General features: G+C 43.4%; 15 protein-coding genes. 13 read left to right on the top strand and 2 right to left on the bottom strand.

Features of this window, described 5'->3' with window-relative positions:
• Positions 1-52: 52 nt before the first annotated feature.
• From KD145_RS05075 to KD145_RS05030, 10 genes are all read left to right on the top strand, one after another.
• Entirely contained in the window at positions 53-613 is a 561-nt protein-coding gene (locus tag KD145_RS05075) for a hypothetical protein (RefSeq protein WP_212004826.1), read from the top strand.
• Complete coding sequence (locus tag KD145_RS05070) at positions 610-1,521, top strand: hypothetical protein (RefSeq protein WP_212004825.1); 912 nt, start codon at positions 610-612, stop codon at positions 1,519-1,521. The genes KD145_RS05075 and KD145_RS05070 overlap by 4 nt, the downstream gene beginning before the upstream one ends.
• Positions 1,522-1,753: 232 nt before the next feature.
• Positions 1,754-3,115, top strand: a complete 1,362-nt coding sequence (locus KD145_RS05065; RefSeq protein WP_212004824.1) for a DNA methyltransferase — start codon at positions 1,754-1,756, stop codon at positions 3,113-3,115.
• Positions 3,087-4,232 (top strand): DUF262 domain-containing protein, encoded by a 1,146-nt coding sequence (locus tag KD145_RS05060; RefSeq protein WP_212004823.1) that lies wholly within the window; start codon positions 3,087-3,089, stop codon positions 4,230-4,232. The genes KD145_RS05065 and KD145_RS05060 overlap by 29 nt, the downstream gene beginning before the upstream one ends.
• Complete coding sequence (locus KD145_RS05055; protein ID WP_212004822.1) at positions 4,229-4,921, top strand: MAE_28990/MAE_18760 family HEPN-like nuclease; 693 nt, start codon at positions 4,229-4,231, stop codon at positions 4,919-4,921. Before KD145_RS05060 ends, KD145_RS05055 begins: the two co-directional genes overlap by 4 nt.
• Positions 4,922-6,021: 1,100 nt before the next feature.
• A protein-coding gene (locus KD145_RS05050; RefSeq protein WP_374223485.1) for an IS3 family transposase occupies positions 6,022-7,118 on the top strand; the annotation gives its coding sequence in 2 pieces (ribosomal slippage) (positions 6,022-6,268 and positions 6,268-7,118; 1,098 coding nt in all).
• 182 nt (positions 7,119-7,300) lie between these two features.
• Entirely contained in the window at positions 7,301-9,592 is a 2,292-nt protein-coding gene (locus KD145_RS05045; protein WP_212004821.1) for a hypothetical protein, read from the top strand.
• Positions 9,593-9,991: 399 nt separating this feature from the next.
• The gene (locus KD145_RS05040) at positions 9,992-10,591 is read left to right on the top strand and encodes an FMN-dependent NADH-azoreductase (RefSeq protein WP_212004820.1); all 600 of its coding nucleotides are present in this window, start codon (positions 9,992-9,994) and stop codon (positions 10,589-10,591) included.
• Between the two features lie 12 nt (positions 10,592-10,603).
• Positions 10,604-10,945, top strand: a complete 342-nt coding sequence (locus tag KD145_RS05035) for a YciI family protein (RefSeq protein ID WP_212004819.1) — start codon at positions 10,604-10,606, stop codon at positions 10,943-10,945.
• A 1-nt stretch (position 10,946) separates the two neighbouring features.
• Positions 10,947-12,179 (top strand): RNA polymerase sigma factor, encoded by a 1,233-nt coding sequence (locus KD145_RS05030; RefSeq protein WP_249219741.1) that lies wholly within the window; start codon positions 10,947-10,949, stop codon positions 12,177-12,179.
• A 590-nt stretch (positions 12,180-12,769) separates the two neighbouring features.
• Here the strand turns inward: KD145_RS05030 and KD145_RS05025 are convergent.
• Positions 12,770-13,387, bottom strand: a complete 618-nt coding sequence (locus tag KD145_RS05025; RefSeq protein WP_212004818.1) for a class I SAM-dependent methyltransferase — start codon at positions 13,385-13,387, stop codon at positions 12,770-12,772.
• A gap of 78 nt (positions 13,388-13,465) precedes the next feature.
• Entirely contained in the window at positions 13,466-14,326 is an 861-nt protein-coding gene (locus KD145_RS05020) for an AraC family transcriptional regulator (protein WP_212004817.1), read from the bottom strand.
• 165 nt (positions 14,327-14,491) lie between these two features.
• On the opposite strand from KD145_RS05020, the gene KD145_RS05015 reads away from it, so the two are divergent.
• The 3 genes from KD145_RS05015 (at position 14,492) to KD145_RS05005 (ending at position 19,365) form a co-directional block, all read left to right on the top strand.
• Complete coding sequence (locus KD145_RS05015) at positions 14,492-14,899, top strand: hypothetical protein (RefSeq protein ID WP_212004816.1); 408 nt, start codon at positions 14,492-14,494, stop codon at positions 14,897-14,899.
• A gap of 164 nt (positions 14,900-15,063) precedes the next feature.
• Positions 15,064-16,149: an efflux RND transporter periplasmic adaptor subunit gene (locus KD145_RS05010; protein ID WP_212004815.1), complete on the top strand. Its 1,086-nt coding sequence runs from the start codon at positions 15,064-15,066 to the stop codon at positions 16,147-16,149.
• A gap of 24 nt (positions 16,150-16,173) precedes the next feature.
• Positions 16,174-19,365: an efflux RND transporter permease subunit gene (locus KD145_RS05005; protein WP_212004814.1), complete on the top strand. Its 3,192-nt coding sequence runs from the start codon at positions 16,174-16,176 to the stop codon at positions 19,363-19,365.
• Positions 19,366-19,370: the final 5 nt, after the last annotated feature.

Raw genomic sequence — 19,370 nt, 5'->3', positions numbered from 1 at the left:
TTATTTCGTTAGCTTCCAATTGAAGTACTGTTCCTAACCAGATGAATTTGCAATGAGTCCTATTCCTCCGTTTGACCACAACCGCGTTTTACCTCCTCATTTGGGAAATCCAACAAGCAGGGCTGATCTGTCACCATATGACTGTACAATTGTCGAACTTTGTAATAGATTCGCTACTTCTGCAGAAAGAAAGGAGATTTTAATGGGTTTGGTTAGTTTTAGATTGAGGTTAAATAGTTTCGGTGTTTCAGATGGTTTTCAATGGCTGGACGGTTCTTTTGTTGAAGACATCGAAAGTCAGGAGGGCCGTGCTCCTAAAGATGTTGACGTGGTCACCTTTTTCAAAGGTATTCCTTTGCCTAATCAACATCAACTTTTGCAAGTGTTTCCCGAATTTGGTTCCGCCTACGAATCAAAGCAGAAGTACAAAGTGGATCATTATGCAGTTGACTATGGGTTTAGACCTGATATTACTGTTGAATCTACACGGTACTGGATTCAGTTATTTACCCATAACAGGAATGGTATTTGGAAGGGTATACTAAAACTACCGCTTAATACACCGAACGAAGATCAACAGGCATTGGCATTCCTTAATACATTAGCAATATGAGTTTCTATAGGAAAATACAAAATATAAAAACTCAGATCATCGAAACTGAAAGGCTGCTCCAGCTAGTTGGAGATCATCCTATCATGTCCGTTTCTTTAAAGGAAAAACTTGATAGCTTGAAGAAAGAACTGGCTGAATTTCCTGCTGATGTAAAAGAACCCAAGATTAGAATGTTATTCAGTGGGGATGCTGTAAAAGGGTCAATTGGGATTAAGTCTAATTTTGTAGGGAAGACGGTGGGGCCTGTCCAGGAACTTATTAAAACTCAGACAGCATTAGTTCGTTTTGGGAATGTATCGAAACGAGGACAGGCAAAGAAAGGAGCGAACAGCGAATTGTATTTAACAGCACTTTCAACCGGGTCTTTTGGTTTTGAATTAAGTAAGTTGGATGCCAAAGATTTGTTTGATGAAAATGATGTGTCTACATCTATCAACCAGGTAATTTCACTAATTGAGGCAACAGCAGAGAGTGACGCACAGTTTGAGAGTATTTTAGAACGTACTCCAAATCGCAGTTTGAATAATCTAAAAAAATTATTCAAAGAAGTGTCTGATGAAAATTCCATCATGAAGATTGAATCAGGCGACAAGCATATCGAAATTTCAGAGGCCAAGGTAAAGGAAGGATATGTTCGTGTTTCCTCAATTGTTAACGATAATACCGAGAGGATAGTGGAAGGTGTTTTAAGAGGGGTTTTACTTGATTCCGGAAGATTCGAAATAACTGATGAAACAGGTGCTCATATCGCGGGATTCATTTCGCAGCAGCTATCAGAGGAGGAAGTAATAGAATATGATAAAAAGTTTTTGAATAAGTTATGTAAAATTCACCTACAGATCAACAAAACTAGATTTAAAACAGGGGATCAGAAGACTTCCTATGAGTTACTACAAATCACCAGTTGAGGTTATCCTGGTTGCAGGGAAAAATAGAATGATTAAAAAAAATGCTTTATTTGCAGTTAAAGTGCAGATCAATATTAATAATAGTCTATAATTATATTCATATCTATTTATTAATCAATTAATAAAGTGCAATTAGGCTCTATTTAATAATTATTGATATTTTACATATATTGTGTAATACACATAATTTCGATTTATATAAAATACTCTTCATTGAGTACCAAACATATTTATGATACAGGATTTGAAGGAAGCTAGGAGTTCAAAAACTGCGAATAAGATAAAAGTCTCTAATCCCAAAAGGTATTCTTCTTCCGAAGAGTTTGAAACATGGTTTCCTTATTATGCAGGTTATTCCCCGGTTTTTGTTGACGATATACTAAAATCTCTAAATCATGAATCGGAATGTATACTTCTCGATCCTTGGAATGGCAGTGGAACAACAACCCATGTAGCCAGCAGACATGGTATAAAAAGCATTGGCTTTGATCTTAATCCTGTAATGGTCGTTGCTGCTAAAGCAACACATTTGAGTTCTACAGACTATAGTAGTTTATTGCCATTAACGCACGATATACTAAAAAAAGCCAAATCTTATAAATCGCAATATAAAGGAATAGAAGATCCCTTGTCGGTTTGGTTCCTGCCCCAAAATGCATATTATATTAGAAGTATAGAGATGGCTATTCAGCGACTCCTTGTAAATACTTCAAAATATGCATTTTTAAAAGATCGGGGAGAGATTGATGATCTGTCGTCACTTGCTGCTTTTTTTTATGTTGCACTCTTTAGAACAATTCGCAAGTTTGTAGCAAGCTTCAATACTTCCAATCCAACATGGATCAAAGTCCCGGATAAGTCGCATCGTTTGCATCCCGCCGAGAGTAAGATTGTTAGCGAATTTCGAGAGCAAGTAAATAATATGTTGACATTGAACAAGCAGTGCGAAAATAAATTATTTGTTCGGCCTCGTTTAGGTGTCGCCTCATCTTCTGCAATACCTCTGGAATCTGAATTTGTTGATTATATTATCACTTCACCTCCTTACTGTACACGAATTGATTATGCTGTAGCTACTTTGCCAGAATTAACACTTTTGGGTTACTCTACAGAAAATGAATTTAAAGACATTCGAAAAAGCTTAATAGGCTCGTCTACGGTTCCAAAGCATTTACCTAAATTGGAATCCGATTGGGGTATTACATGTAATGCATTTTTGGAGCAGGTTTTACATCACAAATCGAAAGCAAGTGCATCGTATTATTACAAAAACCACATGCAGTATTTTGACTCGATTTATAAATCAGTAAAAGAAATTGGTAGAGTATTAAAACCTGGTGGTGTGTGTTCTGTTGTAGTACAAGATTCTTACTACAAAGATATTCATAATGATCTGCCAAAAGTTTTTACGGAAATGTTTCTTAATAATCAATTGGCACTAATTGATCAGGTAGATTTTGTATCAACGCGAAATATGGATCGAATTAATCCCAATAACAAGAAATATAGATCTCAAAAAGATGCGGTTGAAAGTGTATTAATTTTAAAGAAAAATCACCATACAAATGGCTCAAACACCAGATCAGATAGTTAGTCTAATTCAGTCTATTGAGACTATATCAAAGAACGTTCATACTCAAAGCCTGGATCTTTCATTTAATGAAATCCTTGATATGAGAAAGAATAATGAATTGGATATTACGCCTGACTTCCAACGGCTTTTTCGGTGGACAGAAGGTGCCCGGTCAAGATTTATTGAATCTTTATTATTAGAAATGCCTGTTCCGCCAATTTATGTTGTTGAGGTAGACGACGGAAGGTATCTTTTAATTGATGGTCTACAACGCATTTCATCTTATTTGCACTTACGAGGACATTTGGAGGCCGACCATCTCGATAATCCAGTTAAACTGGGTGATATGTTGGTGTTAACTGATTGCGATATCGTAAAGGAGCTAAATGGAAAAACGTTTGATGATCTTGGCACCGCTTTGCAAATTAGGCTAAAGAGAGCATTTGTTCGAGTGGAGGTTGTTAGAAAGGGAAGCGACCCTCATTTTAAATATCACATGTTCAAAAGATTGAATACTGGTGGGGAAGTTCTAAGTCCACAGCAAATCCGAAATTGTACAATACGCCTTCTAAATCCGCAATTTATTGATTTTATTAAAGAGTTGAGCCAAGAAGGTATTTTCAAACAATGTACTGAGTACCTAACATATGAGCAAAAAATGGCCTCCTTCGATCAAGAATTAGTTTTGAGATTCTTTGCTTTAAAAAACAATAGGGAGGAGTTTAAGCATGATGTTGGCGATTTTTTAACAGATTATATGGAGGCTATTTCAGAGCCGGACGATACCTCATTTAATTACGATGAAGAGAAAACCAATTTTTTGAAAACCTTTACTGTCCTTTATAAAACACTTGGAGAGTTTTCATTTGGTTATGCGAATAAAAAACGAGAAGGCGAACTGACAAAGGCATTCGGCATTTATCATTTTGAATCCTTTACGATTGGATTACAGAAGAGAATAAATCAAATGCAACCAGAGGACGATGCGCAAATGGAGAGCCTTAAAAATATTTTAATTGCCATCAAACATGATGCAGATTTTATTGCCATGACAACTGGTGGGGGTAAAAACTCCAAAGGGTTACTAATTAGTCGAATCGGATTTGTAGAAGAAAAGGTAGAAAATCTGTTTATATGAATTTAGACGAAATCTGGTCTGAAATTGAAGAGGAATATAAATGGAGATCGGATGAAATCCGTTTTTTTACTAACCAACTACTGCATCTGAGTTCTGTTGAAGATAAAGATAAATTCAGAAGAGCTATTGTACTCATGCTTTATGCGCATTTTGAGGGTTTTTGCAAATTTGCCTTTCTACTCTATACTACTTCAATTAATAAGGAGAAACTCAAATGTAGAGATGTAACACACACAATTGCAGCTTCTGGATTGGCAAAACTATTCGAAGATCTCCGAAATCCAAATAGAAGGTCAGACCATTTTAAACGGGAGCTACCTGATGATACACAGTTGCACCGTTCTGCAAGGGATATTGAATTTCTTGAAGCTTTGGGGGACATCAATGAGAAAACACTGGAAATTCCGGAAAAATTAATTGATACAGAATCAAACCTTAAACCAGTAGTACTAAGGAAAATTCTTTTCAGGTTAGGGCTTGATCACACCGCATTTAGTGAAATTGAAAGTGATATTAGTAAACTTCTTGGTTATCGAAATGCAATTGCTCATGGTGAAAAAAGAGATGGCATAGATGAAAATACTTATGATACAATTAGAAAGGCTACATTTAAGGTAATTGACCAGGTTAAATCTTTCGTTATGCAGAGCCTTTCCGATAGGGTTTTTCTAAGGCAAGAGGTAAAATAAATCCAATAGCCCGAAATATTGTATTCTATTCGTTCAACCACACATCAATGGTTTTCTATAAGCACTCGAGGATTTTAGTTTTACTGCAGTAAGCGGTTACATAGTGTTATCCATGACACCCTATGTAATGACGTGTACCTGTTTGTTTCTAGCTGCAGCCGCCTTTTGTGATATTATTATGAACCCAGCAATTCGAATTCTATTAGGCATCCTTGCGTCGCACTCTTCAGCCGTAGTACTACTATCAGCAGAGTCGCAGATCTATGCGGATTTTAGTTACCGGATCGAAGCGTAGAACTAAGCGGGTTAAAAGGTCTCACTCCGGCGTCAGTCGGCAAAAAGGGCGCCAGGCCCTCGCTTGCCCCTTCCGCTGCGCTTCAGGGGCTGCGCTCGGCCCTGTCACCCTTTTTGCGCTCCTTCCACCTCCGTTCGGGTAGCTCCCGGTCTGGCTAGGGGCTGTTTTTAATATTGGTGGCCTTTATGCCCGCCATCCCTTCGCTACCCATTTTGTCCGCCCCCCGCCCGCCACCCCCGGCCTTCCATTTTTGATTTGCCGTCCGCTGGCGCTCCCGGCTAGACAAAGGTCGAAGGCGCGGCCTGCTGCGGCTCGCCCTCGCTTGGCCCCTCCGCTGCGCTACGGGGCCTGCGCTCTGGCTGCCGCCGCAGCGGCCGGGGGTGGAAGGGCGGCGGGGGCGGGGCGACAGTAATCCTATTTAGCGGGAGATTATAGCTGCCAGAGGATAGTACCCTGATTGGGCGACCAACGGGAGGACCAGGCGCGCGAACACCAGCATTTGTACCCTGGTCAACATTATACTATCGCGCGGCGTCCGTGCTGGCAGATGATGGGGGCAACAATTGAACAAAGGCTCAACAGCACCACTTTGACCAGCGAAAGAACATAGGCCCGGCTTCTGTAACCCATCATCCACCATCCCGGACGTTTGCCGTTTGTTTCAACATTGTTTTTTGCCGATCATTCTGTTCCAGTAGCTGATAACCGATTGTCTGCCTGAAATCGGTTCCACTTGTAAGTATCCCTTTTCTGGTGACAGTTTAAACTTAGATAAAAAAGGCTAAATTTAAACTGAACTACTATCATGAAAAAGACCAGATTCACAGAAACTCAGATTGTGTCTATTTTGAAGCAGCAGGAAAATGGGCTTGCCACAAAGGACATTTGCCGCGAACATGGCATTTCTGAAGCTACTTTCTATAACTGGAAAAGCAAGTATGGAGGCATGGAGGCTTCAGATGTGAAGCGCCTCAAAGACCTGGAGGAAGAAAATTCCAGGCTCAAAAGAATGTATGCTGACCTATCCCTTGACAATCAGATACTGAAGGATCTATTCACAAAAAAAGGCTGGGCCCTTCCACAAAAAGACAAGTAGCAGAAGAATTGGTCGCAGATCAGGGTATTTCTGTGAGCAGGGCCTGTCGAATAGTTTCCTTTCCCCGTTCAAAGTTTTATTATCGTAGTCGTAGAAATGACCAGGTACTGATTGATGCCCTTCAGGACCTTGCTTTTAAGCATACTTCCTACGGTTTTCGCAAGCTTTTCGCCTATTTGAGGCGTGCAGGTCATCACTGGAATCATAAAAGAGTATACCGGGTATACAGGCTGCTTAAGCTGAATAAGAGGAGGAAGCTGAAACGCAGAGTGCCAGCACGCATTAAACAACCATTACAACAGCAAACCAATGTTAATATCATCTGGAGCATGGATTTCATGAGTGATAGCCTGATTGGAAACAAACGCTTCAGAACATTTAACGTGATAGATGATGGCTCCCGGGAGGTCTTGGGTATAGAAGTCGATACTTCACTATCGTCATACCGAATTGTACGGGTATTGGAAAGAATTATTGAATCCAGAGGCAAACCAGCCGCGATAAGAACTGATAATGGTCCGGAATTTACTTCAGGTTATTTTGAACAGTGGTGCCACCAGCACGGTATCCGGCTACAATACATTCAACCAGGCCGACCAATGCAGAATGGTTATGTCGAACGATTTAATCGTCTTTACAGAGAAGCTGTCCTCGATGCCTATATCTTTGAGGACTTGCACCAGGTAAGGGAATTAACCTATACCTGGATGGAAGAATATAACCAAAGAAGACCTCACGAATCTTTGAAGAACATGACGCCTTGCGAATGGAAAGCGGAGTTGCAAAAATCCAGAAACTCCAATTAATCACTGTTACCTAGATGGGGTACTTACATATGTATTCAAGAGGAAGAAATGAGTTTTTTATGAACGGCAGACCTGATAATTCCCAGTGCATAAATAACATGTAATTATGTCAATATCCTTGTAGTATTATGCCGACTTCTGTCCGATATTTAAGGTTCCCTGCTTTACTTAATAAATTTCGCATGATATTGGTACATTTTCGATGGATAGTTTCTCTGCTTACATCACGGAATACGATTTCCAGGTTCGTCGTTTGTTTCCTGGTTTTCCTGTCGATCCGGTTGGTTGTTGACGCTCAGGATATGGCGGAGATGATTATCAGTCGTCACAAATCTGTATTTAATGCAGTTCCTGCAAAAACACCCAATAGTGTTGCCGTTGACGGTCCTCTTTTGGGCAATGGTTCCGGAGCCGCTGCTCTTGGCGGAGCTCCGGATCGCTTATCGTTTTACCTGGCGAGGAACGATTTCTGGAGATTGAAGTCTGGGTTCGATGAATCATTTCCAGCATCTCTTGCCAGCCTGGTTATTCATATACCCTCCTTAAATTCCGCGACCTATCATGTGGAGCAAGACTTCTACAATGCAGTAACCACCGGGGATTTTCTCAATGGGGATACAGCATTGCATATGGTTGCCTGGATGGCTGCACAGCATGACTGGTTGATTATTGAGTTAAAGAATACCGGGCATACGATTCTCACAGGTGATACCGAATTGTTTCCTCCGGAGAAGGGTGACCATAAGTTTGTAGACAGCATAACAAAAGGTGTTGGCCCCGATGGCATACAGTGGTTGAAACGTGGGTTTTATGAGGATGTTGATATAAAGACCCGCGCTTGTGTTTCTTTTCGTGTAATCGGAGGTACTTCAGGAAAGATAAGCCTTCAGCCTGGTGAGTCCAGGACCATCATTTGCGCCAGTACATCGGGTTTCAACGGTAATAAAGCTATGGACAAGGTGATGACGGAGCTACGGCAGATGAACCAGGAAGGTATCAGGACTGCCAGAAAAGAGCATAAAGACTGGTGGCATAACTTCTGGCATCAAAGCTATGTTTCTGTCAATGATAGTGTGGTAGAAGCCCAATATTACAGGTCGCAGTATACAATGGCTTCCTGTAGCCGCGATCCAAAATTCCCACCTGGGATTTTTGGAAGCTGGGTCACACGCGAAATTCCAGCGTGGAACGGCGATTACCATCTCAACTACAACTATATTGCTCCATTTTATGCATTGTATTCGAGTAATCATCTCCGGCAGGCCATTCCTTATGAAGCGCCGCTGCTCGATTTTATGGAACGTGGAAAATATTATGCGGCCTGCATTACAGGGATATCGAACGGTATATTGTATCCAGTGGGAATTGGGCCGTGTGGTATAGAAACAACCAGGAAAAATGGAATCATGGAGCGACAGCACCCGGGTTATATCTCCGGGGGACAAGTGGAGGACGAAGGACTTTTCTTTGGACAGAAAAGCAATGCAGCCTACTGCGTGACCAATTTGTCTTTCGCCTTCTATACTACATATGACCCTGTATTTGCAGAAAGAGTCTACCCCTTCATCAGGGCCGTAGCTGAATTTTGGAGACAATACCTGCAGCTGGAGAACGGCAGGTATGTAATAAAAAATGACGCCATACATGAAGGGACAATAGGGACCGTTAATCCCATTCTTTCTTTAGGACTTGTAAGGATGGTATTTACAACAGCGACGGATATGGCGAAATTCCTGGGGAAGGACAGAAAATTGCTGGAACAGTGGCAGTACATGCAGGAGAAGATGGCTGCCTACCCCGAACAAATACTGAAAGGTCGAAACGTTTTTAGATATACAGAGGAAGGCACTGCCTGGTGGGGTGATAATACGCTCGGAATTCAGCATATTTACCCAGCCGGACAAATCGGGCTCGACAGCGATACATCCTTACTTCGCACGGCCTTCAATACGGTTGATATAATGAAACGCTGGCGCGATTTTAATGGATCAAATAGCTTCTTTCCCGCTGCTGTACGTATCGGCTATCCGGCAGACACTATCTGGAACGAACTCCGGACATATAGTACCCATACTTACCCGAATGGCTTCCAGCTCAATAATCCGCATGGAATTGAAAATTGCAGTACTGTTCCGAATACGGTTAATGAAATGCTGTGTATGTCGAATGGAAAAGGCCTGCGCGTTTTTGCGTGTTGGCCGGAAAATAGGGACGCTCTTTTTGAAAACATCAGGGCCAGAGGTGCGTTCCTGGTATCATCCGCAATAGAGGAGAATCAGGTTATATTTGTTCGGGCAAAAAGTGAGAAAGGCAGACCCTTAAACCTACGGAACCCCTGGCCCGGCAGGAGTGTGGAAGTCTGTTCGAATAAAAGAGGTACCCGAATCGTAGAAGGCGAATGGTTAAATATGAATACTTTGGCTGGAGAGATGCTGGAATTCAAACCTGTTCAACAGCGCTCACGGAAGAAATAGAAGCCGGTTTTACTGTTCAAAGTGCCCAATATAATCCAATTTTGGCAGCTGACTATGTTATGATCCTATCTGATAGTTTTGGCGTAATGACACTATCTCAAAAAACTGTGTAAACATATGAAATCGGGGTTCTAAATGAGCCTCGATTTTTTTATTTCATATAACACACAGTTTTATGCAAACAGAAGACTTCTTATCAGATGATTTTTTAGTTTTTAACTATTTTTGATAAACCCTACTGGAATTTTTAGGTTAAATCCACCACACAATTCCTTCTGCTGCCCCCGTCCGCTTATCAGTTTCTACCTGACAAAGAAATGACAGTGTTTTTCTAAAAAAACGGTTTTTCGTGTCCCCTTTTTGGACATTCAATCGTCATGGTAATAAACATATCATTCTATGACAAAGAAGACAGTTTTGCACATTATTTCCAGTGCCCGGGAAAGCGAGTCATACAGTAAGGGCCTGAGTTCGGCTATTGTTGATAAATTAATCAGGAAGCATGATATTGATGCTGTAATTGAAAGGAATTTAACAAAGGAATTACCACCATTTCTTGACGGGAATTTGATCGGAGCTTTTTATAAGGACCCCCGGTCAGTAAATGAAAAGGAACGCCGATTGTTGGAATATGCCGATTCTGTGGTCAATGATGTAAGCAATGCAGATATTCTGGTACTTGGTACTCCCGTGCACAACCTGGGAATGTCGGCCTTACTAAAAGCCTGGATAGACCAACTGGTTCGCTTTGGCGTTACTTATTGTTATGATGAAAATGGCGTCAGAAAGGGTAACCTGAATGGCAAAAAAGTGTACCTGGCTATAGCCTCAGGCGGGAAACTGGAATATTGGCCTGGGGATCATGAGTTCATCGCCTCCCATGTCAGCGCCACGTTTAATGCGTATGTAGGAATTACAGAAGTTCATACATTCAGGGTAGAAGGAACAGCAGTGCCAGGTTTTCAGGCAGACTATCAAAAGATTTTAGAGAACTTGTAAAAATATAAGACCATGACAGAATTTACATTAATATTTAGATTAAACGATATCGCCGATTTTAAACCATCTCCTGAACAGATGCAGGAACGTATGAGTTGGTTAGCCGGTATTGCCGCTCAGAATAAATTAGCAGACAAGGGAAACACGCTGCTACCAACTTCCGGAAGCGCAAAAACGGTGAAGGCTGTTAATGTGGTCATTGACGGGCCTTATACGGAAATCAAAGAGTTTATTGTTGGTTATGTGATTGTTAAAGCAGAAGATATAGATGAAGCGGTAGCAATGGCGAAAGAGAACCCGATCTTCAAAATTGGAGGATCTGTTGAAGTGAGGGAAATACTAAAACGGGATTAGCTTGGATCAACAGAAGGTCAATAATCTATTACCACATTTGTTCCGGCAGGAATATAGCAGGATGACGGCATTGTTATGCCGTCATTTTGGATTGCAGCATATTGAAATGGCGGAGGATATTGCCAGCGATACATTCCTGCGGGCTTCCGAACACTGGGCGCTAAATGGCATTCCCGATAATCCTGCAGCCTGGTTATACACTGTAGCTAAAAATAAAACCAGGGATTATCTCCGGAGAATTTCCAATTTTGAAAATCGTGTAAAAGATAGTCAGCGGCAAGATGAAGTACTGTCTGAACTGGATTTTGAGATAAACAGCAGGATTATTGAAGATAGTCAACTTGCTATGATCTTTGCCGTATGTAACCCTTTAATCGCACCAGAAAGCCAGATATGCCTGGCACTACAGGTGCTATGCGGTTTTAGTGTGGAAGAAATAGCCAACGCATTTCTGGCCAGGAAAGAGACTATAAAAAAGAGGCTCTTGAGAGCCAGAGCTGATCTTCGCAACGGTAACTTCCAACTGAATGAACTAAATGAGCATACGATAAAATCCCGGTTGGATACAGTTTTGAAAACCCTATACCTATTGTTCAATGAGGGCTATTTTTCTAAATCAGATAGACAATTGATCCGTAGGGAGCTATGTTCAGAAGCAGTGAGGCTAACACTTCTGCTGACTGGTCATGAATCGACTAACATAACCCAGGTACAAGCTTTACTTGCCTTGATGTGCTACCAAAGCTCAAGACTGGAAGCAAGGTTAAATGCAAATGGTGAGGTTATCCTGTTTGATGAACAGGACCGAAGTCTGTGGGACCAATCGCTTATTGATAGAGGCAATTATCATCTGATCAACGCCTGCAACGGTGAAGAGGTCTCGAAATATCACCTGGAGGCGGCCATTGCCTATTGGCATACTACTCCTGCGGGTAATACCAAATGGGAACAAATATTACAGCTGTATAACCAGCTTATACAAATTGAATATTCGCCAGTAGTGGCATTGAACAGGGTTTTTGCATTCTCAAAGGTGTATGGAAATCAAAATGCCATTCTGGAAATAAATAAATTGAATTTAACAGGCCATGCGTACTACCATGCCATGTTAGGTCATCTTTATATTGGCATTGATAGCAACAAGGCTGTAGCGTACTATGAAAGAGCTATCCAACTTAGCGAGTCACCCATGGAGAAGCAGGTATTATTGAATGAAGTGGCGCGGATAGCATAGAGAATCATGCATTTAACCACCAGAACTGTGCCATTGTTTGTCTCTGCCTATATTTCATTGGAGGTTTGAATGCTTTCACAACAGCCTCTAAATTCCCGGATGAATGATAATACCAGGAAATTGTATTTAATAGGTCTGATAACGGCAAGAAGATTCCTTTGTCACTTATATTTGCAAATCCAAATGACTCTTTTAAAATTTATGTCGATGAAAAGTTAATCTTCGATAAAATATTTAAAGAGTATTATGAAGGGAATTTGAGGAGTAGCAGGGACCGGATTAAAATGTTGTGTGTTGATAAAGACTCTGTTTTTGTTAAGATAAAGGTCAACAACAAGGACACATCTTTTTTTCTTAATCGCAAAGAAATAAAAGAATTTTATGTTGGATTTAGTATGAAACAAACGATTTTTATAATCAATGACTATGAAGGACGCGGGCTTGGGGACTATGATCCTATCCGATAGTTTTGTCGCACTGTATTAATAGCCGTAATAAGACTTCTTTCTTTGATAGCAAGACCCAGGGGGGCGTTCCCTGGGTCTTTGTTTTTTCAAAGCAGACCTTGATACTAAGTGTCAGCGGGCTTTTTACAGAACCGGCTTCCTGCCCACAAACCGCACAACAAAGCCAGGCCCGGTATGATAAATGCCTTCCTTCTGCTGTACTTCTGTTTCTTCCAGCAGTTGTATATTATAATGTCCGAAGCTTTGCAGCAGTTCTTTGGCGGAGTACAGGTGTTCCTCCTCCTTTGGCCCGCCAGCAGTAGGGTTTAGTCGCTGGTACTTTACATGTTGTTTACAGTATGCTTCGAAGATCACGTATCCTCCGGGCTTCAGGCAGCGGTCTACCTGCTGGAATAAAAGTGATTTCTGATTCGGCTGAACATGCGCAAAGATGAGCCCTGCGGCATCGAACTCAGATTCCGGAAAACTGAGCGTCTCGAAGTCGCCCACCAGGTATTCCAGTGTAACGCCTCTTTCGGTGGCCAGTTGCAGGGCTTTGTTGCGACCTTCCAGGCTCAGATCGCAGGACGTAACAGTCCAGCCATTTACAGCAGCGTACACGCCATTGCGGCCTTCCCCATCGGCCGGCATCAATATGGATCCCACGGGGAGATGGTCAAGCTGTAATTTAAAAAACTCGTTAGGCTCCTTGCCATAGACGAATTCCTGTCTCGCGTAGCGTTCATCCCACATGTTTTGCATAGTAGATAGTTATTATTTTATACAAATCTACCGGATGTGAATGGCCGGAAGTAGGACAAAAATCGGAATTGATAGGACTTATCTGAAGTTGTTGCGATAGGATTTAGGGGAGAAGCCGGTATGCTTTCTGAAAAAGCGTATGAAGTAGGAAATGTCTTCGTAGCCGAGCATTGCGGCGACCTGGTTTACCTGGTTGGGAGTGGCAAGTAGTTGTCTGCGGGCTTCGAGAATAATCATGTCATTGATGAGTGCTGAGCAGCTTTTACCCAGCAGTGTTTTGGTGACCGCATTCAGCTGGTAGCTGCTGAGATGCAGTTCCGCAGCATAGAAAGCAACCTGTTTGTGCTCCGGTAGATGTTTTTCTATCAGTTCCAGCAATTCATCTAACCGTTTCTGCATATATTCCTGACGTTCATCGGGGGATTCCTGCTGTCCGCCCTGCCGCAGCAGTTCCAGGAAGACGATATCCAGCGCGGATTTTATCGCCTGTTTATAACGTTCCTGTTTTTCGGTGTATTCGCGGTGTACTATTTCAAGCACCTGGTATAGCCTTCTGAATTGCGCTTGCTCCATAGGGAAATAGTTCCTGGCACTGATACGCCGCAATACTTGCCTGGTGCCTGTTTCAGCCGGTGCGTAGAAATCTTCCGTAAAATGCATGAGGTAACCCCGGCTGCTCTTTTTCAGAAATAGTTGATGTATCTGCCCGGGCCGCATAAAAAATATTGTATCATCTTTGACAGGGTATGGTATGAAATCGATGCTGTGTTCGCCTGTGGCTTTTTCCAGTACCAATAGGTAGTAAAAGTTATGCCGGTGCAGTTCCTGCAGCATATCCTGTCCTTCCATGAAGTCTTCAAGTGTCCGCATGCTGAATCCACCGGAGAAGCCGGGTTCTTTCAGTGCTTCGTTGATATATCGAACCGGAATTTTTTGCATTGTACTGTAAATTAGGAAAAGTTGTCTGATACAACAATTGTGGAAGATGCAACGACTACCAACTTACAACATAGGCTTCCTTTTTTTCAGGCTGCCCGGATTTTAAAGTAAATTTAATTTTTAGTGTTACCTACTTAATCAATTTGATATTATTTTTGAGCCCAAATGATGAGAATAATAATTGGATGTATTCTGTCATTATGTTTTATTTTATTGAAGGGGTATGCGCATACGCATGGAGCCAGTAGGGATTATTCTTTCAAACAGAACTTTGGAAAATCAGTCCAGAAGGAGTTTGAAGGCATGCAAGGCCACAAAGACCATCTCAGCAAAGTACCATCCTCCGGTAAAAGAAAAATAAGTGATAGAATAAAAGAAACGGAAATCGAAGAGGAAAGTGAATCGGGCTTCAAGAAACTGCTGGAGACCGGTACCTGCCATATTTCCTCTTTTTATGCACTCGAGCCTGGATGTATTTTTCCCAGTCAGAACACCACCCACCCACCTTTCTTCGCACTGTTTTCCTATGCGGCTACTGATAAGGTTATCGTAAACCGTGTTATAAGGATTTGATGCCTGTCTTACAAGGCAGGCTGAAAGCACGCGTCTGACCTTTCCCATATTTTATTTACAAAACATTATCCGACTGTCTGCATGGCACGCTGCTGTGTAGTCCGGGATGTCATGTGCCTATCAATAACAATGATCAAACCCACCTGAATCAAGTATAACATACTATGAAAAGAATCACCATGCTCATGGGCTTGTATGCCTTGCTATGCCATACAAGTTGTAAATCATCAAAAGGAGAAGAAAAGGAAGCTGATACCAGGTTCCTGGTTACCAGTCCTATAAAAATGGATACTTCCGTTACCAGGGAGTATGTATGTCAGATACGTTCTATCCGAAACATTGAACTGAGGGCCCAGGAAAAGGGGTACCTGCAGGGTATTGCCGTAGATGAAGGCCAGGCCGTGAAAACAGGACAGCTGTTGTTCAGGATCATGCCTAAGCTCTATGAGGCTGAACTGGCCAAGGCAGAGGCTGAAAACAAGGCAGCAGAAATTGAAGTACAGAATACACAAACGCTGGCCGACAAAAATGTAGTATCCAAAAATGAACTGGCGCTGGCAAATGCCAAGCTGCAAAAGGCCAGGGCAGAACTCTCGCTGGCTAAAGTGCACCTGGCCTTCACCGAAATAAGAGCTCCCTTCGACGGTATCATCGACCGCCTCCATTTAAAACTGGGAAGCCTGGTAGGAGATGGAGATCTGCTGACCACCTTGTCTGACAACAGCCGCATGTGGGTGTACTTTAATGTTTCTGAACCTGAATACCTGGACTATCAGGCCAGCCTGAAGTCAAAAGGAGAAGTGAAGGTAAACCTGTTGATGGCGAATAAACAGGTGTTCAAATACCCTGGTGTAGTAGAGACCATTGAAGGCGAGTTTAATAATGAAACCGGCAACATCGCGTTCAGGGCTACTTTCCCTAATCCCGATAAACTGCTGAGACACGGGGAAACTGGTAGCATACTCATGAACATGCCGCTGAAAGGCGCGCTGATCATTCCTCAGAAAGCTACTATGGAAATCATGGACAAGAAATATGTTTTTGTAGTGAATAAAGATAATGTGGTGAAGTTAAAACCCATCACCATTAGTGCTGAAATGCCCGATCTGTATGTAGTGAAGGAAGGTGTATCTGAAAACGATAAAATATTGCTGGAGGGTTTACGGAAGGTGAAAGACAATGATAAGATCTCCTTTGACTATGAAGAACCAGCGAAGGTGATCTCCCATTTACAGTTACCAACGGAATAATGTAAACCTCCAAAAGCAATAGCCATGTTCAATATATTCATGAAAAGGCCTGTCTTTGCGATAGTGATATCCCTTGTCATTATCTTCATGGGCGTACTGGCCATTAATACACTTCCTACCTCACAGTTCCCTTCCATTGCGCCTCCAAGGGTTATTGTGAGTGTAGCCTATCCGGGGGCCAGCGCAGATGTGCTGGTCAAATCGGTACTCATCCCACTGGAGAAGTCGGTTAACGGCGTGCCAGGGATGAAATACATGACTTCCGACGCTACCAGCGCCGGTGAAGCAAACATACAGGTGGTTTTTGATCTGGGCACAGATCCCAACCAGGCTGTGGTAAACGTAAAGAACCGCATTGAGCAGGTAACAAACCGCCTGCCCGAACTGGTGCAGCGTGAAGGGATTGTGGTGAACATCCTGCAGCCCAACATGCTGATGTATGTTAACGTATACAGTAAAGATCCCAAAGCGGATGAAAACTTCCTGTACAACTTTTCCAACGTTAACATCCTGCGCGAGCTGAGCAGGGTAAAAGGTATCGGTAACGCCCAGATCCTGGGTAGCCGGCAATATGCCATGCGTATATGGCTGAAGCCAGACAGGATGCGCGCCTACAACGTGTCAACGGATGAAGTGATGGCCGCACTGGGAAGCCAGAGCGTGATCGGTTCTCCCGGACGTCTTGGCCGAAGTGATGGTAAACGTTCGGAAGCACTGGAATATGTACTCACTTATCAGGGCCGGTATAATCAGCCGGAACAGTATAAGGATGTGATCATCCGGGCTAATCCCAACGGAGAACTGCTGCGGCTGAAAGACATTGCAGACGTGGAGCTGGGTAGTGAGTTCTATGATATTTACTCCAACCTCAACAATCATCCTTCTTCGGCGATTGTGTTGAAGCAGACCTATGGCAGTAACGCCAGCGAGGTAATTAAGGAAGTAAAAGCGAAACTGGAAGAACTGAAAGGCTCTTTCCCGCCGGGGATGGACTATGAAATCAGTTATGATGTGTCCACTTTCCTCGATGCCTCTATAGAAAAGGTGATCCATACACTGGCCGAGGCTTTTGTGCTGGTGGCCATTGTGGTGTTCCTGTTCCTGGGTGACTGGCGTTCTACACTGATTCCTACACTGGCTGTTCCGGTATCACTGGTAGGGGCCTTCTTTTTTATGCAGCTTTTCGGGCTTACGATCAACCTCATCACCTTGTTCGCGCTGGTATTGGCGATCGGTATTGTGGTAGATAATGCGATTGTGGTGATTGAGGCGGTGCATGCCAAAATGGAGGAGGAACATCTTTCGCCTTATGCAGCCACCAAAAAAGTATTGCATGAGATCAGCGGTGCTATCGTGGCCATCACCTTTGTAATGGCGGCGGTATTTATTCCGGTGTCGTTTATGCCTGGCCCTGTCGGTATTTTCTACCGTCAGTTCTCCATTACCATGGCTACCTCCATTGTGCTCTCCGGTATCGTGGCTTTGACGCTTACACCGGTGCTTTGCGCTATCCTGCTGAAGAATAACCACGGACAGCCAAAGAAAAAAACACCGATCGACAAATTCCTGGACGCTTTCAACAGAGGATTCGAAAAACTAACGGGCAGGTATACACGACTCATGGAAAAGATCGTGAACCGCCGGGTGATCACTTTCGGTATCCTGCTGGCTTTTGGGCTCGGTATATTCGGTGTCGGCAAAACGCTTCCTTCAGGCTTTATCCCCAGTGAAGACCAGGGCATGATCTACGCTATTATCCAGACCCCGCCCGGTTCTACGCTGGAAAGAACAAACGACATGGCCCGGAAGGTACAGGAGATTGCAGAACATGTAGATGGTATTCAGTCTGTTTCCGCACTGGCAGGTTATGAGGTGCTGACCGAAGGCCGCGGCTCCAATGCCGGTACCTGTCTGATTAACCTCAAAGGCTGGTCTGAACGTAAACATTCCGTTAACCAGATCATCGCAGAGCTGGAAGAAAAGTGCCGGGATATTCCGGGAGCCACCATCGAATTCTTCGGACCACCGGCAGTACCCGGCTATGGGGCAGCAGGTGGTTTCTCACTGCGTCTGCTGGACAAGACTAACGGGGACGACTATAAGGAGATGGAAAAGGTGAACGATGAGTTTATGGCGGCATTGAGAAAAAGGAAGGAGCTGACCGGCTTATTCACTTTTTACAGTGCCAACTATCCGCAATATGAGCTGCAGATAGACAACCAGGCTGCCATGCAGAAAGGTGTTTCTATCGGCAAAGCGATGGACAACCTTTCCATCCTGATCGGTAGTACCTATGAGCTGGGCTTTATCCGGTTTGGCAACTTCTTCAAGGTATATGTACAGGCCGCACCCGAATACAGAAGGCTGCCCGACGACCTGATGAACCTGTACGTAAAAAACAACCGTGATGAGATGGTGCCTTATTCCGCTTTCATGAGCATCAAAAAAACTCATGGACTGAATGAGATCACCAGATATAATATGTACAACTCGTCCGCTATCCGTGGGGAGCCTGCAGCAGGATACAGCAGTGGTGAGGCGATCAAAATCATCCAGGAGGTGGCGGCCAAAACCTTGCCACACGGCTATGGTATTGACTGGGAAGGTCTTTCCAAAGATGAATCCGGCAGGGGAAATGAAGCACTCTACATCTTCCTGGTGGTGCTGTTCTTTGTATACCTGATCCTGGCGGCACAATATGAAAGTTTCGTATTGCCGTTGGCGGTAGTACTCTCGCTGCCGGCCGGGGTTTTCGGTTCCTTTTTGCTGCTTAAGGTAATGGGCTTGTCAAATGATATCTATGCCCAGGTGGGACTGATCATGCTGGTAGGTTTGCTGGGTAAGAACGCCGTACTGATCGTGGAGTTTGCTGCACAGCGTCATCGTGCAGGCGTGTCCGTATACCAGGCGGCCATAGAAGGTGCCCGCACCCGTTTCCGTCCGATATTAATGACCTCCCTCGCCTTTATCGCAGGCCTGATCCCGCTGGTGTTTGCTACCGGTCCGGGTGCTATCGGTAACCGTACCATCGGTGCGGCATCGCTGGGCGGAATGCTGATCGGAACGATGTTCGGGGTGGTCCTCATTCCGGGATTGTACTACATATTCGGCAGCATCGCCGCGAAACGCAAGCTCATTAAAGATGAGGACGAGAAACCGTTGACCGAACGCAAGATCATCATTCTGGAAGAAGATACCATTAACGCGAGAAACTGACCATA

The sequence above is a fragment of the Chitinophaga sp. HK235 genome, from assembly GCF_018255755.1.
GTDB lineage: Bacteria > Bacteroidota > Bacteroidia > Chitinophagales > Chitinophagaceae > Chitinophaga.
Note: the sequence above shows the minus strand (reverse complement) of the source record. Positions and strands in the feature narration are given on the sequence as shown.

Bases quoted from the DNA above. Each gene is read 5' to 3' on its own strand.
- KD145_RS05055 (WP_212004822.1), top strand. From the start codon at position 4,229: ATGAATTTAGACGAAATCTGGTCTGAAATTGAAGAGGAATATAAATGG.
- KD145_RS05005 (WP_212004814.1), top strand. From the start codon at position 16,174: ATGTTCAATATATTCATGAAAAGGCCTGTCTTTGCGATAGTGATATCC.
- KD145_RS05010 (WP_212004815.1), top strand. From the start codon at position 15,064: ATGAAAAGAATCACCATGCTCATGGGCTTGTATGCCTTGCTATGCCAT.
- KD145_RS05060 (WP_212004823.1), top strand. From the start codon at position 3,087: ATGGCTCAAACACCAGATCAGATAGTTAGTCTAATTCAGTCTATTGAG.
- KD145_RS05065 (WP_212004824.1), top strand. From the start codon at position 1,754: ATGATACAGGATTTGAAGGAAGCTAGGAGTTCAAAAACTGCGAATAAG.
- KD145_RS05015 (WP_212004816.1), top strand. From the start codon at position 14,492: ATGATGAGAATAATAATTGGATGTATTCTGTCATTATGTTTTATTTTA.
- KD145_RS05020 (WP_212004817.1), bottom strand. From the start codon at position 14,326: ATGCAAAAAATTCCGGTTCGATATATCAACGAAGCACTGAAAGAACCC.
- KD145_RS05040 (WP_212004820.1), top strand. From the start codon at position 9,992: ATGACAAAGAAGACAGTTTTGCACATTATTTCCAGTGCCCGGGAAAGC.
- KD145_RS05025 (WP_212004818.1), bottom strand. From the start codon at position 13,387: ATGCAAAACATGTGGGATGAACGCTACGCGAGACAGGAATTCGTCTAT.
- KD145_RS05070 (WP_212004825.1), top strand. From the start codon at position 610: ATGAGTTTCTATAGGAAAATACAAAATATAAAAACTCAGATCATCGAA.
- KD145_RS05035 (WP_212004819.1), top strand. From the start codon at position 10,604: ATGACAGAATTTACATTAATATTTAGATTAAACGATATCGCCGATTTT.
- KD145_RS05045 (WP_212004821.1), top strand. From the start codon at position 7,301: ATGATATTGGTACATTTTCGATGGATAGTTTCTCTGCTTACATCACGG.
- KD145_RS05075 (WP_212004826.1), top strand. From the start codon at position 53: ATGAGTCCTATTCCTCCGTTTGACCACAACCGCGTTTTACCTCCTCAT.